This is a genomic window from Wielerella bovis, from assembly GCF_022354465.1.
Classification (GTDB): domain Bacteria; phylum Pseudomonadota; class Gammaproteobacteria; order Burkholderiales; family Neisseriaceae; genus Wielerella; species Wielerella bovis.
Genome location: NZ_CP092361.1, coordinates 874,666 through 892,605 on the forward strand (window position 1 = coordinate 874,666; position 17,940 = coordinate 892,605).

Sequence of the window (17,940 nt, forward strand, 5' to 3'; positions counted from 1 at the left end):
CATACTTGGTTTATGATGCAAATAAGCGTATATTTCGCTACATTCAATTACAAATTAATGGCGCAAATAAACGCTTATTTTTGTATCGTATTTTTCAGGCTACCTTTATTAGCTCCTAGTATAGGTAGCCTGAAATTCCAGCTTTGTGACATTGTCTTTTCTCTCCTTTCGGGCAATGGCGCAAAGGGTAGGCTCAGCCTACATGTTTGTGAAGCGTAAAATCTCTGATTTGAGGTATTTTCAGGCAGCTTGTGATTAGGCTGCCTGTTTTTTTGTATTGTCAATTTTAGTGAATTAAAATATCCTTATATTTTCAGGCTGCCTTCAATAGATATTTGCCTATAAATCATAAAATGTATTGTATTGATTATCGGGTATGAAAAGGCAGCCTGAAACTTTTATTTTTATTCATACGAGAGCCAACCATGTCAGACGAAACTAAACTGCTCCCCCATCGTCAAGCGATTGATGCGATTGACCAACAAATCTTAACATTGATGAATCAACGTGCCGAACACGCGCATGCGATTGGTGTATTAAAAGGTACGGGAGCTGTGTATCGTCCTGAACGCGAAGCGCAGGTTTTGCGCCGTATTCAAGATTTGAACATGGGGCCGTTGCCCGATGAAAGTGTGGCACGTTTGTTTCGCGAAATTATGAGCGAATGCTTGGCGGTGGAACGTCCTTTAACCATTGCGTATTTGGGCCCAGAAGGTACGTTTACGCAACTGGCAGCAATAAAGCATTTTGGTCATGCTGCCAAAACGGTAGCTTGTACAACGGTGGATGATAGTATGCGCATGGTAGAAGCGCGACAAGCGGATTATGTGGTTGCGCCTGTGGAAAATTCCACCGAAGGCTCGGTTGGGCGAACCTTGGATTTGTTGGTTTCTACGCCATTGAAAACCTGTGGCGAAGTAATTTTGCGCGTACATCATCATTTGATGAATATTTCAGGCAGCCTAAAAGATGTGCAAACGGTTTATGCGCACGCGCAGGCATTGGCGCAATGTCAGCAATGGTTGAATTATCATTTGCCCAAAACGGTGCAACGTGTGGCCGTATCCAGCAATGCGGAAGCGGCACATTTGGCACAACAAAATCCGCAAGTAGCCGCGATTGCCAGCCAAGCAGCGGCAGAAATTTATGGGCTAACCAAATTGGCGACTAATATTGAAGATGAACCTAATAATACCACGCGCTTTTTGGTACTCGGTCATCAAACAACCACGCCAAGTGGCAGCGACAAAACTTCGTTAATTGTGTCTGCGCCGAATAAAGTTGGCACGTTGCAAAATATGATTGAGCCATTTAGTCGCGTGGGTATTTCTATGACTAAATTTGAAAGCCGACCCAGTCGCACAGGTTTATGGGAATATGTGTTTTTCATTGATATTGAAGGACATATTGACGAACCCAAAGTGCAAATGGCGATTGATGAATTGCAAAAACGCGCAGCATTTGTCAAAGTGGTGGGTGCATATCCAAAAGCGGTGTTGTAAATGGTTTTCAGGCTGCCTTATATGAATAAAAGGCAGCCTGAAAACGATATTTTTTCATCATTTTATTATTCATCTGTCCAGCGCAATATCATCTATCATGTTATTTAAAACCCCACCCATTGATACCAAAATCATCAACTCCATTCCCGTACTCATCAGCGCGAGCATCGCCGCTTGCGTGATTGGCTATTATGAGGTGTATCATTTTTTTGCACCTGTCATGCTGGGTATCATCGCGGGCGGTTTGGTAGATTTGGACAATGGTTTAACGGGTAAATTCAAAAATATTCTCTATGCCATTGTGGCGTTTAGCGTGGTTTCGTTGGCAGTACAAATCACCTATCCCTATCCCATTCTGCTCATACTCACGCTCACTGCCACTGCCTTTATTTTTACCATGCTTGGTGCGGCTGGCGTACGTTTTCGTACCGTGTCATTTGGTGTATTAGCGGTTGCGATTTACACCATTTTGACTCATGACCCGAAAATGACTTGGTATCTCAATTCCCTGTCACTTGTCGTAGGTACTTCTTTGTATAGCGGTTGTACTTTGCTGACACATCTGTTTTTTCCTCATCGCCCTGTGCAAGAAAATATGGCAAATGCTTACGATGCGCTTTCAGACTGCCTTGATGCCAAAGCCGACTTTTTTGACCCTGATGAAGTGGAACAACTGGAACAACAACAAATCAAACTTGCTATGAGTAATTCCCAAGTCATCACAGCATTCAATCAATGCCGTGAGGCCTTGTTTTATCGTATGCGCGGACAACATCGCCACCCACGCACCACCCAAATGCTGCATTATTATTTCATTGCCCAAGATATTCATGAGCGCATCAATTCCAGCTACATCAACTACAAAGTGTTCGTGCCTCAAATGCGCCACACCGATTTAATCTACCGCATACAACGTTTGATTAAATTGCAAGCGAACGCCTGCCGTACATTTGCACAAAATCTACGCCAAAACCACGACTATCAAAATCCACCACAACTTGACCGCGCGACCAAAGGTGCAGCCAAATCACTCAACTGGTACGCCACGCATACACCAGACAATGGTGCCTCGCCTTATAGCGTACAACAATTATTAGAAAACTTATCGCGCATTAGTCTGCAATTTAGCCAATTAGGCAGCCTGAAAAGCGAAAATCTCGTCCAAACCAACGAAAAAACACGCATACACATCAGCGATGCGCGCAATTTTCATCATGCATGGCGCACATTACGCCAGCACAGCACCTTACAATCCGCCACTTTCCGCCACGCCGTTCGCATGGCAATCATTACTTTTATATGCTGTATTAGCGTGCAAATCATCGCCAAATTTCAACTCAATCAAAATGATTTGAGCTTTGGTTACTGGATTTTATTGACCGCCGTATTTGTTTGCCAACCCAACTATACCACCACCAAAACACGCTTACTGCACCGCATTTACGGCACAGTCGGCGGCGTATTAGTCGGTTCAACCATTGCACTCATTCCCATGAGCATGGCAATTCAAATGACTATTGCCGTGTTGATGCTAACCCTGTTTTTCTTCACACGCACCAATAAATACAGCTATTCCACTTTTTTCATTACCATACAAGCCATGATGGGTTTCGCCATTATGGGTTTTGATGTATCAGGCTTTTTTGTGCCGCGCATCATTGATACCCTATTGGGTGCAGCCGTTGCAGGATTGGCCGTATATTATTTATGGGCAGATTGGAAATATCTTTCACTAGACAAAACCAGTGTACACGCCATACACAGCAATGCTGCGTATTTAGAAGCTGTATTAGCCGAATTACAAAACGGCATCAGCAACGATGTTGCTTACCGAGTAGCACGCCGTAATAGCCACGAACAAGCCGCCACTTTATCCAGCGTATTATCCGATATGGCACTCAATCCCGATAAACACCAGCAACAATTAGATAACGGTTTCAAATTATTGAAAACCAATTACGCCTTGATTAGCCATATTTCCGCGCTGGGTTCATATCGCGATAAAATCCATACAGATGATGCAACGGAACAACATTTTTTGTTGCTTTTTTATCCAGCTGCTAACAGCATCGTCCATATCTTGCGCCATATAAACACATGGAATGAAAACAAATTTCAGGCTGCCTTAACCCAATTACATACCCAATTAAATCAATTAAATCATTGGGTAGAAACGCAAGAAAATGAGCAAACTCAAAATAATGTTCTTTTTTATCAATTAATTATGATAAATGGATTGTTGCCAACCGTTTTTCAAACATTGCAATCATGCGCTGAAACAGCGTAAATCGTATCCAAAATGAAAGGCAGCCTGAAACCTTTGCAAAACCCCTAAAATTTGATTTTTAAAAATTTTAATGTTTTGAATTTTAAGAAATTTATTTTTCAAAAAAGTTCAAAAAATGGGGTTTTGCAAAGGTTTCAGGCTGCCTTTTTATGATGATTGATTAAAAATTATCCAATGCTACATCTAAAATCGTTTCACTACCCACAATTTGTTCATACAAACCATGTACTTGTGGCAACACATACGCGCTATACGCTTGGAAAATTTGCGTTTGAGCCGTGCAAAAATCATCGGATAAATCCAATTCATCTTTCAGGCTGCCTGAACGCAATGCCAACACGCCACGCATCAATTCAATCGCGCCCAAAGTCAAACCCATTTGCTGCAAATAAACACTTGCTGCCGCGCCGATTTTTTCAGGCTGCCCTGACCATTCCACCAATTTGGCGATGCTGCGTTGTGCTACATCAATCGCGGACAAAATATTCGCTGCGCTATACGCATCGGTTTCGTGTAATTGCATCGCCAAATCTGCGCCTTCTTGCAACAAACTCAATGGCAATGCGCCATCTTTGGCGGTGGTTTTGCGCCCTGCAAAATCTTCCGCTTGAATGCCGTTGGTGCCTTCGTAAATCGGCGTGATACGCACATCGCGGACAAATTGTGCCACGCCTGTTTCTTCCACAAATCCTGCGCCGCCAAATACTTGCATCGCCAAATTGCTTAAAACTACGCCATTGTCGCTCAACCATGCTTTAATCAATGGCACGAGTAAATCCAATTCGCGCTCATATTGTTTGCGCGCTACATTGTCTTCGCAATGACTTGCCAAATCGCTTAATGCGGCTGTACGCACATACAAAGCGCGTTGTGCTGCCAAAGTTGCTTTTTGTGTCAATAACATACGGCGCACATCGGCATGATGAATAATCGGCACGGCTTGCGGATTGTCGCTTGAGACATCGCGTCCTTGTACACGTTCTTTGGCGTAGGCAAGCGCGTTTTGATAAGCACGTTCTGCCACCGCATGCGCTTCAATGCCGACATTCAAACGCGCTTGTTTCATCATGGTAAACATGTATGCCAAGCCTTTGCCTGCACGTCCTACCATATAGCCGAGTGCATTGTCAAATTGCAAGGTGCAAGTTGGGCTGGCGTGAATGCCCATTTTATGTTCCAAACCAATCACTTGTACTGAATTGCGTTCGCCTAAACTGCCATCATCATTGACTAAATATTTGGGGACGATAAACAAAGAAATGCCGTTTACCCCTGTCGCGGCATCGGGTAAACGCGCCAAAACCAGATGAATGATGTTTTCGGCTAAATCGTGTTCGCCCCAAGTAATGAAGATTTTTTGCCCTGTGATGCGATAACTACCATCGTCTTGCGGTACGGCTTTAGTAGCGACTTGGGCTAAATCCGTGCCAGCGTTGGCTTCGGATAAATTCATCGTGCCTGCCCATTCGCCTGTACACATTTTGGGCAGATATGTTTGCTGTTGTGCTTCGCTACCGTGTTTAGACAAGGTGTCCACCGCTGCAATGGTCAGCATCGGTAGCAACGACAGTGATAAATTTGCTGCACACCACATTTCTTCACAAGCAGCGGAAACCAACGATGGCAGACCTTGTCCTCCAAATTTGGTGGGTGCACGCAATCCTGCCCAACCTGTTTCGCAGAATGATTGGTAGGCACGTTGTAAATCTTCGTGGGTGTGTACATGGCCATCGGACAGTTTTGCGCCGTTCAAATCGCCAGTACGGTTGGTGGGTGCCCATTCTTGTTCGGCAAAATGAGCGGCCTCGTCCAAAATAGCGTGTACAGTGTCGGTATCCACTTCTTGATAGGCAGGCAAATTTAAGATTTCAGGCAGCCTGCCATTGACATGGAGTGCAAAACGGAGTTCGGTTAGGGGAACGCGGTAATTCATGGTAAATCCTTTGTCGTGTGATTGATAATAGAACTGTATGCCTAATTGCGTGAATTGCAAAGTGCTGTGTGTGATTTTTTTGTATAAACGCAAATATTTTTCAAGCTGCATTGGAATAGAGGCAGCCTGAAAAAATAAAAATATTTGACTTTAACCTGTGGTTTAGGTTTATGATGTGTTTTTTTAATCGTGATAGAAAGGTTTGGCGTATGGAAACGATAACCCTAAAAATTGACGGCATGACCTGCGGTGGCTGTGTTAGCAGCGTAACGCGTGTTTTGAGCGAAACGACTGGTGTGGCAAACGCACAAGTGGATTTGGCAAGTGGCACGGCAGTGGTGCAATTTGATTCGGCGCAGACCAATGTGGCGGCATTAATTGATGTGGTGGAAGACGCTGGGTTTGATGTAGTGGTGTAAACTCAAAACAGGCAGCCTGAAAGGTTTTCAGGCTGCCTGAAACGAAAAACATCATTTTCAGAAAACTTAACCATAAAAACAGGGGATGGATTTTTATATCCGCCCTTTATATTTCAGGCAGCCTGATAAGGAGTAAAATCCCCTTTTAGGCAGCCTGAACCCATTTTCGGAGACCCCAAAAAATGCCCACCCAACACATCAACCTAAACATACGCGGCATGACCTGCCAAGCTTGCGCCAATCGCATTGAAAAAGTATTGAATAAAAAAGATTTTGTCCAATCCGCCACCGTCAATTTTGCAGGCGAAACCGCACAAATTGCATTTGATGACACACGCACCACGCCCAATGAACTAATCCAAATCATTGAAAAAACAGGTTTTCAGGCTGCCTTACCCAATACGGAGCAGCCTGAAAACAACCACGAAACCCATTGGCGCGTGTGGGCTTTGCTGGCGATGGCTGCACCGTTTATGTGGGGTATGCTGGGCATGATGTTTGGTTCACACGCGCTGATGCCGCCGCTTTGGGCGCAAATTGTGTTGGCAACGGCAGCGCAAACTTATTTCGCCTTGCCCTTTTATCACGGCGCGGTGGCGAGTGTGCGCGGCGGTGCGGCGAATATGGACGTGCTGGTTTCTATGGGGACTGTGGCGATTTATCTGTATTCGCTGGGCATGGTGCTGGCGGGACATGGCAGCCATCATGTGTATTTTGAAGCAGGGGTGATGGTGTTGGCGTTTGTGTCGCTGGGCAAATATTGGGAAGCGAAAACCAAACGTGGCAGCCTGAACGCACTTGGCGCATTGCTGCAACTCACGCCGCGTGAAGTCCTTGTTTACCAAAATGAAAACTGGATAACGCAGCCATTGGACACAATTAAAATTGGCGATATTTTACGTTGCGTACACGGCGGTCGTGTCGCGGCAGACGGCGAAGTGATTGCAGGCGAAGCATGGGCAGACGAAAGTCATCTCACAGGCGAAAGCCAACCCGTTTACAAAACACTAGGCGACAAAGTATTAGCAGGTTCCATTCTTTCAGGCAGCATGGACTATCGCGCCGAAAGTTTGGGCGGCGACACGCTATTGGGCGATATGGTGGCGGCGTTGGCGGACGCGCAGGGCAGCAAAGCTCCGATTGCGCGTTTGGCGGACAAAGTGGCAGCGGTGTTTGTGCCAACCGTGTTAGCCATTTCCGCCATCACATTGATTTTAACTTGGCTTATTTTGGGCGATTTGACGGCGGCGTTGGTGCGTGCGGTGGCGGTGTTGGTGGTGGCGTGTCCGTGCGCTTTGGGTTTGGCAACACCAGCCGCGATGATGGCGGGCATGGGCGTGGCGGTACGACATGGCGTGTGGTTTAAAAATGCGGCGGCGTTGGAAGCCGCTGGCGCAATTGAACACATTATTTTAGACAAAACAGGCACCATCACACAGGGCAAACCCGATATTGCCGCCATTTGGACAGCACACAATACAGATGAAACCAAACTATTACAAATCGCGGCGGCGGTAGAACGTCACGCGGCGCACCCTTTGGCGGCGACGATTGTCGCAGAAGCGGATAAGCGTGAACTGGCTGATTTGCCCATAGAAAATGTGAACACAGTCGCGGGCGAAGGCATTAGCGCGGACATTGTGGGCATGGGTAATGTGAAAGTGGGGAAATTAGATTTTTGTGGTTTCAGGCTGCCTGATTTTTTATTGGAAAACAAGAATGTGAGCGTTTCAGGCAGCCTGAATAATTATCAGCAATCTATCCCCTCCCCCGTCTCAAACGGGGGAGGGTTAGGGTGGGGGCAAAACAGCACAGACAATGCCAATTGGGTTGCGCCTGAAAACTCCACCCCCACCCCAGCCCTCCCCCGCCAGTCGGGGGAGGGAGCAAATTTCAGGCAGCCTGAAAACATTTGGCAAATCGCCAGCCTAGTTGCCGTCTCATTAAACAATCAAGCACTGGGCGCATTTGCCCTTGCCGACCCACTCAAACCCGACAGCCACGCCGCCATCACCCGTTTGCGCGAACACGGCATACACGTCCACATTTTGAGTGGCGACCACGCCGCCACCGTCCAACACATCGCCCAACAACTGGGGTTGCCCGAACACATGGCGCACGGCAACCAATCGCCGCGCCAAAAAGCCGAATTTATCCAACAACTCAAACAAACAGGCGTACGCGTAGCCATGGTGGGCGATGGCATAAATGACGCGCCCGCTTTAGCGTTGGCGGACGTTGGTTTTGCCGTACGCGGCAGCACCGACATCGCAGAACAGAGCGCGGACGCGGTGTTGGTCAAACCGTCCATCCAACAATTGGCGGACGGTTTATTGACTGCACGCGCCACCGTACGCACGATTAAACAAAATTTATTTTTTGCCTTTATTTACAATTTACTGGGGATTCCATTTGCCGCGATAGGGCTGCTCACGCCTGTGATGGCGGGGGCGATGATGGCGATGAGTTCCGTGTCAGTGTTGGGCAATGCTTTAAGATTGAAAAAACAAAACTTTTAAGTTTCAGGCTGCTTCACAGTCATTATGTCGGGCTACGGAAATCATTTTTTGTCGTGTACCGTAAGGCAGCCTGAAAACTTATTTGATAGTGAATTCAATTTAAACCAGTACAGCGTTTCCAGCTCCTTTAGTACTAGGTGTACACGGCGGTAGCTGTCGCCTTGTCCTGATTTAAATTGAATCCACAATAATTATTGAGTTATTTATACAAAAAACATCTTAATATCAAAAAATATAATGATTATAGGCAGCATGAAAACCCATATTTCATTTTCAGGCTGCCTTTTATATTATTTATCCGCTAACCAATCTCGTACGCGCGCTTCCAAAGCCGTTGCGCTTAATCCCATTTTATCCAGCAATAAAGCCGCATCGCCATGTTCGGTAACCACATCGGGAATACCACACAATAAAATTGGTTTCAGGCTGCCTTGGGCGGCTAATGTTTCCAAAACTGCACTGCCTGCACCACCTTGCACGGCATTTTCTTCCACGCATATCAAATAATCGTGTGTTTGCGCCAATTGTTGCAACAATGCTTCGTCAATTGGTTTCACAAAACGCATATCTGCCACCGTTGCGTCCAATTTTTCAGCAACCGTCAATGTGGCTTGTACCATGCTACCAAAAGCGATAAATGCCACACGTTTTCCTTCGCGGCGTACTATGCCTTTGCCAACAGGCACGGTTTTCAGGCTGCTTTCTACGGTTAAACCCAAGCCTGTACCACGCGGATAACGCACCGCTGTTGGTTGATTTAATGCATAACAAGTGCTTAATAAATCACGGCATTCTTGTTCATTACTCGGTGTGGCGATAACCAAATTCGGAATACAACGCAAATAGCTCAAATCATAAACACCTGCGTGAGTGGGACCATCTGCGCCGACAATGCCACCTCGGTCAATCGCGAATAAGACGGGCAAATTTTGCAAGGCAACATCGTGTACCAATTGGTCATAAGCGCGTTGCAAAAAGGTGGAATAAATGGCAACCACAGGTTTCGCGCCTTGCGTGGACAAACCTGCGGCAAAGGTAACGGCATGTTGTTCAGCAATGCCTACATCAAAAAAACGGCTTGGGAATTGTTTTTCATAGGCTACCAAACCGCTGCCTTCGCTCATGGCAGGGGTAATTGCCACCAATTTTTCATCTGCGCTGGCTTGGTCAATCAACCATTGCCCGAATACTTGGGTATAAGTCGGCGGCGTTTTCAGGCTGCCTTCTGTATTGGCAGGTGCTTTACCAATCGCGTGATATTTAATTGGGTCATTTTCGGCTAATTTGTAACCTTGTCCTTTTTTGGTGATGACGTGCAGCAGTTGCGGTCCTTTTTTCTCACGCAATTCGCGCAAAACATGAACCAGTTGTTCCACATTATGCCCATCTACCGCGCCTGTGTATTCAAAACCAAAATTTTCAAATAAAGACAAGGATTGATGCAGATGTTCGCCTTCGCTGGCGATGGTTTTAATGGTGCTTTCTGCTTTTTCGGCGATTTCTTTGACAACGGGTAATTTGTCCAACACTTTGGTGGAATGTTGTTTGATTTCATGCAACACGCCGCGCATATCACGCATCACATGACGTGCCAAATGTTTGGGCAATGCGCCGACATTGTGTGAAATAGACATTTCGTTATCGTTCAAAATCACGAGTAAATTCACGTCCATATCGCCAGCGCAATTTAAGGCTTCAAAGGCTTGTCCAGCGGTCATCGCGCCATCGCCAATAATTGCCACGCTGCGATTGTCTCGCCCTGCCAATTTGTCGGCAATAGCCATGCCCAACGCCGCGCCGATGGAAGTAGAAGAATGTCCCACGCCAAATACGTCATATTCACTTTCGCTGCGTTTGGGAAAACCTGCCAAACCGCCGTATTGCCGCATGGTGTGCATCAGATTTTTGCGCCCTGTTAAGATTTTGTGTGGATACGACTGATGCCCCACGTCCCAAACCAAATGGTCTGTGGGCGTATTGTAAATATAATGCAATGCAACGGTCAGCTCTACCGCGCCAAGATTGCTGGCAAAATGTCCGCCTGTTTGGGCAACGCTGTCTAATAAAAATTGGCGTAATTCAGCTGCAACTGCGGGCAACTGGTTTTCTTTCATTTGGCGCAAGTCGGCAGGGGAGTTAATTTGGTCAAGTAAGGGCGTATTCATGATTTGTTGTTGCGTGTAATAGATAAAATTGGGTGGGATTGTACTACAAGATAGGTTGAGAAAGGAGAGGCATCAATAGAGTTTCCGTAGAATAAAGGCAGCCTGAAACCTTTGCAAAACCTATTCAGGCTGCCTTTATAGTGAATTCAATTTAAACCAGTACAGCGTTGCCAGCTCCTTATGTACTAGGTGTACACGGCGGTCGCTGTCGCCTTGTCCTGATTTAAATTGAATCTACTATAATTATAGTAGCAGTAGTTGTTTTTAGTTTTTAATGAAACGTTTTTTTATAATAGTTTCACACTATTCATCCGTATCACTATTATCAATATTCACACTGTAATCAATGATAGAGGGTTGTGGGCGTGTTTTCGGTTGATGCTTACTGGCAGATAAATTATCCAAATATGCTTCATCAATATCGCCAGTGATATAGCAGCCTGAAAAACATGAATCATCAAATCCTTCAATTTTAGGATTGAGTTTGATAATTGCTGCTTCTAAATCTGCCAAATCTTGAAAAATAACTGCATCGGCATGAACTTCTGCGGCAATTTCTTCCACGCTACGCCCATTGGCAATCAATTCTTCGCGTGTGGGCATATCAATGCCGTACACATTGGGGAAACGTACTTCGGGCGCGGCGGATGCCAAGAAAACTTTTTTTGCGCCACTTTCACGCACCATATTCACAATTTCGCGACTGGTTGTACCGCGCACAATGCTGTCGTCCACCAATAATACATTTTTGCCCACAAATTCGCTAGGAATGGGGTTGAGTTTTTGACGAACAGATTTTTTGCGCGTGGCTTGCCCTGGCATGATAAACGTGCGTCCAATATAGCGATTTTTGATAAGCCCTTCACGGTAAGGTTTATTTAAATGATGCGCTAATTCCATCGCACTGGGACGGCTGGTGTCTGGAATCGGCATCACTACATCAATTTCATCCAAAGAAATGGCACGTTTGACTTTTTCTGCCAAAGTAACGCCCATATCGGCACGCGCTTGGTACACGGATACACCATCAATCACACTATCGGGTCGGGCAAAATAAACAAATTCAAATAAACAAGGTTTCAGGCTGCCTGAAAACTTGCGACTGTGAATATTGCCATCAAAATCAATAAAAATGGCTTCGGCTGGCTCAACATCGCGCACCAAATCATACGCCAAACCGCCAAATACCACGCTTTCGCTGGCAACTGCCCATGAAGTTTTGCCTTTATCTTCACGTTTGCCCAACACGAGCGGACGAATGCCTTTGGGGTCGCGGAACGCTACCAAGCCATAACCTGCAATCATGGCAACGACACCGTATGCACCGCGTACACGTTGATGCACTTTTTCTACGGCATCAAAAATATTATCTACTGTTAAACGCAAAGGGTCGGCGTTGGCGGCAACGGCACTGCGAATTTCATGTGCAAATACGTTGAGCAATACTTCGCTGTCCGATTGTGTGTTCACATGGCGTAAATATTTGGCATACACTTCTTGATACAATTCTTCGGTATTGGTCAAATTACCATTGTGTGCCAAGACAATACCGAAAGGTGAGCTGACATAAAATGGTTGCGCTTCAGCTGGGCTGCCTGCATTGCCTGCGGTAGGATAGCGCACATGCGCGATGCCTGCATTACCGTGCAAATCGCGCATATTGCGTGTGCGGAATACTTCGCGCACCATGCCTTTGCCTTTGTGCATATGAAAACTGCCATTTTGTGTGGTAACAATGCCTGCCGCATCTTGACCGCGATGTTGCAACATTTGTAAACCATCATAGAGCAGTTGATTAACAGATTCGTGTGCAATGATGCCTAATACGCCGCACATATTGGTTTTACTCCGTTGGTGTTGTAGAGGAAGATTTTTTGTGTGATGAATTTAATTTTCTATTGGTTTTATCATCGGAAGAGGGTTATTTCAGGCTGTCTTTTTCATGATTAAATTGAATTTGGTCAGCTAAAAAAGAAGGGAGATAGGGTGTGCCTAACATAGCCGTTTTTTCAAAAAAAGGGGAAGTTTTGGCATTAACCCACTCGGGATGACTGGGTAATTCACTAAATGAACAAGCAAGTGTGCCGATGCTGATGATAATCACCCCCTTAATTGCACCCAAAATACCACCCAATATGCGATTAATATGTGATAGACGAGTTTTTTTGATAAATAAATCCAGCATTTCATGCAAAATAGCCACGCACACTCGTGCCACGATATAGGTTATCACAAAAGCGAAAATAACCGCTATTTCACGAGGGCGCATGGATGTAAAAATAATATCAGCAACATCGGCAGCGAACATTTTGGCAATCAGTAAGCCAATGATGAAGCTGGCAAACGCAAGAACTTCGCCTACCAGCCCTCGCATGACTGATACGATAATGCAGCATAACAATATGCCTAATGTAATTAAGTCAAAAGTCGTCATAATTATTTATGTTCAATTACCATGCCACCTAAGCCACGGCTTTTCATTTTAGCAGCAGCTTGTTCTGCTTCATTGCGGTTGGCAAATGTACCTGTCTGAACACGATACATTTTACCTTTAGAAGTATTAATTTCTTCAATGCGTGAAGAATAGTTCAGGCTGCGTAATTTTTGTTGTACTTGCAAGGCACGGTCACGTTCACGAAATGCGCCAGCTTGGACAATTACTTTGCCACTACTATTTTTATTGGTAGAAGCGGTTGCTGTTTTGCGTTCGGTTGCTTTACGAGCTGCTTCTTCTGCAGCACGACTTCGCTGTTGTTCGGCGGCACGAGCAGCAATCAAACGACGTTGTTGCTCATTGGCAGCACGTTGTTGTGCTTGAATTTTTTCACGTTCTGCCTGACGCGCACGTTCTGCGGCTAATTGTGCTTGACGCGCACGTTCCGCAGTTGCGCGTTGTCGTGCTAAACGTTCGGCTTCCGCTTTGGCAGAAATGGCTTGTGCTTCTCGACGGCGGCGTTCATCTTCACGTGCTTTGGCAATGCGCGCTTGTTCGGCACGTTGTTTAGCCAGTTCACGTTCGCGTTTTTCCATTTCTTTTTTACGCGCCGCTTCTTCACGCGCCAAACGACGTTCTTCTTGACGGCGTTTGCGTGCTTGTGCAGCCGTTTCTTGTGAACCATCTGCACTCTTTGCAACGGAATCAGTTGTGCGTAATTGGTCATCACGAATGTTTGATTTAGGCGTAGTTGATTTTGTCAATGGTGCAGGACTGGCAATTTCGGTTAATTGACGTGCAGTTTCGGGAACAGAACGTTTATTTTCCGTTTGTGGTGCTTCGGCTATCATTTCATCGGCGCGTAAAGCATTACTACTTGATAATGTGGTTAATTTAGGTGTGATGGTCGTATTTTTACGATTGGTGTGTTCATCAGCAGTTTGTTGTTGTGTATTTTTAATGGCATGATTATTTGTTGTTTGTTGCACATTATCAGTTGAACTTGCAGTTACTGTATCTGATGCTTGATTCTTGCTTAAGTCAGTTGGTCGTAAAACTTCTTTTTGTATTTTTTTTGGTTTTTGTTGTTGATAAACAATTGGTTGAGGTTGCTCTTTGGGTTCATTGCTAGCAACGGCAGCAAATAGGCTACCTGCCAATAAAGTAATCGCACCTGCGCCAATCAAACGGCGACGGTTTTTGCGTTTGAGCAACTCATATTCAGAGATAATTTCGTATTCGTATTGTTGGTCTTTATTGGGTTGATTCATGGAAATTCTTTCAAGCAATAAGCATTTGAGCAATCTCGCTCACGGTGTGGAATGAGCCAAAAATGGTAATTCTATCATGTTCTTGTGCATCGGATAAGGCAGCTTGATAGGCAGCCTGAATATTCTGGAATATTTTGATAGATGAAATATTATTTTGCTGCATTTTTGCCAATAAATCTGTGCTATTCATGCCACGTGGCATATCCAATGGGGCGATATACCAATCATCAAAATCGTTTTTCAGGCTGCCTAATACGCCGTCAATGTCTTTATCTGCCAAAATACTGAATACGGCAATGCGTTTTGTGGCGGTGGGTAAGTTTTTGAAATTATCCGACAAAGCGCGTGCGGCGTGTGGATTGTGTCCGACATCTAAAATAACCATCGGATTTTGTTGTACAATTTGGAAGCGCCCAATATTGGTTGCGCTTTGTAAACCTTGTGCGATGGCGTTTGTTGAAACGGGCAACTGTGTTTTCAGGCTGCCTATGGCTTGTAGCGCACAGGCGGCGTTGTTGAATTGATACGAGCCGTGTAGGGCAGGGTGGGGCAGAGATTGTATGTTCAGGCTGCCTGAAAAATCCCATGTGTTTTCATGAATTTGATAAGTAAAATCGTGTTGTACGATGTGTAAATCTGCGCCGATTTCTGCGGCGTAATTTATCATGGTTTGTGGTGGTGGATTTTGTCCACAAATGGCGGGTGTGTGGGCGCGGAAGATGCCTGCTTTTTCGTAGCCCACTTGTTCTATGGTGTCGCCTAAAAAATTTTGGTGGTCTAAATCCACGCTGGTGATGATGGTGCAATCGGCATCAAAAATATTGACTGCGTCCAAACGTCCGCCCAAGCCGACTTCCAAAATCATCACGTCCACATTTTCTCGTTGGAAAATATCTACGGCGGCAAGGGTGTTAAATTCAAAATAAGTCAGCGAAATGTCGCCGCGTGCGACTTCAATGCGTTCAAAGGCGGCGACAATTTTGGCATCATCAACGGCTTGGCAGTTGAGTGCGATGCGTTCGTTGAAACGCAATAAATGTGGGCTGGTCAGCGTGCCGACCGTGTAACCTGCAGCGCGGTAAATGTGCGACAAAAAGGCACAGGTTGAACCTTTGCCATTGGTACCGCCCACGATGATGATGGGGCAGGTGGGGGTAAGTTGCATGGCGTTTTTGACTTGGGTGATGCGTGTTAAACCCATATCAATCAAACCATTAGAATGCGCGGTTTCTAAATGCGCGAGCCATTGTGAAAGTGTTTTTTGCATGATTTATTTCGGTGTGAAAGGCAGCCTGAAAGGTTTCAGGCTGCCTAATTTTATTATCGGGAAAATTACCAATACCATGGATGCCAGAAAGGCGAACGCCAGCGCCAATCGTGATAGTAGGCGTTGCGGATTTCGTGTAAACGCTGTTGCGCCAAATAATTTTGCCATGCCATTTTGTAGCACGATTGGAACATCGGTTCATTGATTTTTTCTACATAACGCAGTTTGAAATCTTGTTTTTCTTTTTCGGATGCGTATTCGCGTTGGTCAAATTGTTCGCGCATCAAATCAGCGGTATCTTTATCGCATTGTTCAGCAAGGGCAACTTGTAGATTTTCTTCAAATTTTTTTTGTTCGGCAGCGCGCTGTGCTTGTTCTTCGGGCGTGAGCGCGCAGGCGGATAATAATAGTGTGGCGAATGTGGCAGTCAAAACAGAACGAGACATGATGACTCCTTGGTTTATAAATTTGATGAGATAAGATTATACTGCGTTTTAGGCAGCCTGAAAGCTTAAAAATTGGTTTTCAGGCTGAAACCTTTGTAAAACTCGAAATTGTAGGTCTGATTCTTGAATCCGACATTTCTTATATTATTATAACTGTCTATTTTTATTTAAAAATTGTAATATACAAGTATCTGATACACGAGTTTTCAGGCAGCCTGAATAGGTTTTGCAAAGGCCTTTACCTATACTATAATCCACAACCATCCACATTTTTTCAGGCTGCATCATGGCAACCCTACTCTACCAAAATACCCCAAGCGAATACCGCAACGAAAGCACACAAAAACCACCCCGCGAAGCCATCGCCGTGCGTGAAACTTCTGCTGACCACATCATTCAAAATGCACGCAACAACATCGCCACCGTTTGGCAGGGCGATTTTCACAATGCCAAACAAGTCCTATCCGCCATCAAAAAGCGTGTGCAGCCCAAACCCAAACACGAAACCGACCCCACTACCGCGTTTCACAAACACCGCTTGGCACAATCGCAAACCGCCCGTTTGGTCAATATGTTATTGGTAGAAATCCAAGCCGATTTGCAACTGAATTTACCACGCGCACCCAATATTCAGGCTGCCTTATTGGACGTTTATGGCGAACACAATAGCGAAAAATTCCTGTTACCACTCAATCAATTACTTGGATTTATTGGCGCACACGAATGGCACAAAAAAGGCGTAGCCATCGCTGAATTGGACGACAAAATCCATGTCCCTTTCGGCGTATTTTCCCCTATTCGCGGCGAATATTTATCCTTACTGATGCAAGCAAAGCAGCCTGAAAACGCCCAATTTGCGTTTGATATTGGCACAGGCAGCGGCGTATTAGCCGCCTTATTGGCAAAACGCGGCATCGCAAAAATCATCGCCACCGATACCAACCCACGCGCTGCCCAATGTGCGCGTGAAAATATCGCGCGATTAGGTTTCTCTGCACAAGTTTCGGTTATAGAACAAGATTTATTTCCCGATGACATGGCAGATTTAATCGTATGCAATCCGCCATGGTTACCCGCCAAACCCACTTCGGCGGTGGAAACGGCTTTGTATGACCCCGAACACGGTATGTTGCACGCATTTTTGCGTGGTGCAGCGGCACATTTGCGCGAAAATGGACGCGTGTGGCTGATTTTGTCGGATTTAGCGGAACATTTGGGCTTGCGTAGCAAAGATGATTTGCCACATTGGTTGGACAAATATGGTTGGGAAATAGAAAGCAGCCTGAAAACTACGCCACAACATAATAAAGCGCACGATTTACGCGACCCTTTGGCATTTGCACGTGCACGCGAGACAACTTATTTATTTGTTTTAAAAAAGAAAGTTTTATGATGAAATGGACAAGCAATCATCGGCTGCCTGCAAGCGAACCCAATGAAAATAATCGCGTTGAATACGCTCATCCGCAATTATTAAGTGGCGCATCGGACGATGGACAATTTATTTATGATGCAATTTGGGCGGAAACGGAAGCGGTATTTGTGCTGACTGTGATGTGGATAAACGAAGAGTTTGGTTTTGTGGAAGATACGGTGCGCATGTATCCAAATAATCGGGCAGAATTATTGCAGCAAGTCGCAGCATTTCAGGCTGTCCCTGAATCATTTTTTGGTATATAAGCATGATTAGTTTACTG

The 17,940-nt window shown here is 45.4% G+C and carries 13 protein-coding genes; 6 read left to right on the forward strand and 7 right to left on the reverse strand.

From position 1 onward, the window contains the following. Window positions 1-425 precede the first annotated feature (425 nt). Together pheA and yccS are read left to right on the forward strand one after the other, a co-directional pair. Window positions 426-1,502 carry a prephenate dehydratase gene (pheA, locus tag MIS45_RS04410; protein ID WP_249451140.1) on the forward strand — a complete coding sequence of 359 codons (1,077 nt, stop codon included), beginning with the start codon at window positions 426-428 and terminating at the stop codon, window positions 1,500-1,502. A gap of 97 nt (window positions 1,503-1,599) precedes the next feature. Beyond that, window positions 1,600-3,789 carry a YccS family putative transporter gene (gene yccS, locus MIS45_RS04415; RefSeq protein WP_249451141.1) on the forward strand — a complete coding sequence of 730 codons (2,190 nt, stop codon included), beginning with the start codon at window positions 1,600-1,602 and terminating at the stop codon, window positions 3,787-3,789. Between the two features lie 160 nt (window positions 3,790-3,949). Here yccS and MIS45_RS04420 read toward each other — a convergent pair whose 3' ends face one another. Then, a complete protein-coding gene (locus MIS45_RS04420; RefSeq protein WP_249451337.1) occupies window positions 3,950-5,722 on the reverse strand; it encodes an acyl-CoA dehydrogenase family protein in 1,773 nt (590 codons plus the stop codon). Between the two features lie 209 nt (window positions 5,723-5,931). On the opposite strand from MIS45_RS04420, the gene MIS45_RS04425 reads away from it, so the two are divergent. Next, window positions 5,932-6,141, forward strand: coding sequence for a heavy-metal-associated domain-containing protein (locus tag MIS45_RS04425; protein ID WP_249443479.1), 210 nt, complete (start codon window positions 5,932-5,934; stop codon window positions 6,139-6,141). A 182-nt stretch (window positions 6,142-6,323) separates the two neighbouring features. Beyond that, window positions 6,324-8,660, forward strand: a complete 2,337-nt coding sequence (locus tag MIS45_RS04430) for a heavy metal translocating P-type ATPase (protein WP_249451142.1) — start codon at window positions 6,324-6,326, stop codon at window positions 8,658-8,660. Between the two features lie 290 nt (window positions 8,661-8,950). Here MIS45_RS04430 and dxs read toward each other — a convergent pair whose 3' ends face one another. The 6 genes from dxs to MIS45_RS04460 form a co-directional block, all read right to left on the reverse strand. Further along, complete coding sequence (dxs, locus tag MIS45_RS04435; protein ID WP_430472156.1) at window positions 8,951-10,825, reverse strand: 1-deoxy-D-xylulose-5-phosphate synthase; 1,875 nt, start codon at window positions 10,823-10,825, stop codon at window positions 8,951-8,953. Window positions 10,826-11,128: 303 nt separating this feature from the next. Next, the gene (purF, locus tag MIS45_RS04440) at window positions 11,129-12,661 is read right to left on the reverse strand and encodes an amidophosphoribosyltransferase (protein ID WP_249451143.1); all 1,533 of its coding nucleotides are present in this window, start codon (window positions 12,659-12,661) and stop codon (window positions 11,129-11,131) included. An 85-nt stretch (window positions 12,662-12,746) separates the two neighbouring features. Further along, window positions 12,747-13,259, reverse strand: coding sequence for a CvpA family protein (locus MIS45_RS04445; RefSeq protein ID WP_249451144.1), 513 nt, complete (start codon window positions 13,257-13,259; stop codon window positions 12,747-12,749). Between the two features lie 2 nt (window positions 13,260-13,261). Then, window positions 13,262-14,530, reverse strand: coding sequence for an SPOR domain-containing protein (locus MIS45_RS04450; RefSeq protein WP_249451145.1), 1,269 nt, complete (start codon window positions 14,528-14,530; stop codon window positions 13,262-13,264). Window positions 14,531-14,540: 10 nt separating this feature from the next. Continuing rightward, window positions 14,541-15,797: a bifunctional tetrahydrofolate synthase/dihydrofolate synthase gene (folC, locus tag MIS45_RS04455; RefSeq protein ID WP_249451146.1), complete on the reverse strand. Its 1,257-nt coding sequence runs from the start codon at window positions 15,795-15,797 to the stop codon at window positions 14,541-14,543. 65 nt (window positions 15,798-15,862) lie between these two features. Next, window positions 15,863-16,243 (reverse strand): hypothetical protein, encoded by a 381-nt coding sequence (locus MIS45_RS04460; protein ID WP_249443495.1) that lies wholly within the window; start codon window positions 16,241-16,243, stop codon window positions 15,863-15,865. 286 nt (window positions 16,244-16,529) lie between these two features. Between MIS45_RS04460 and MIS45_RS04465 the strand changes: the two genes are divergently transcribed. Further along, on the forward strand, window positions 16,530-17,636 hold the full coding sequence (locus tag MIS45_RS04465; RefSeq protein ID WP_249451147.1) for a methyltransferase: 1,107 nt from the start codon (window positions 16,530-16,532) through the stop codon (window positions 17,634-17,636). After that, window positions 17,633-17,923: an anticodon-binding domain-containing protein gene (locus MIS45_RS04470; protein WP_249451148.1), complete on the forward strand. Its 291-nt coding sequence runs from the start codon at window positions 17,633-17,635 to the stop codon at window positions 17,921-17,923. Before MIS45_RS04465 ends, MIS45_RS04470 begins: the two co-directional genes overlap by 4 nt. Window positions 17,924-17,940: the final 17 nt, after the last annotated feature.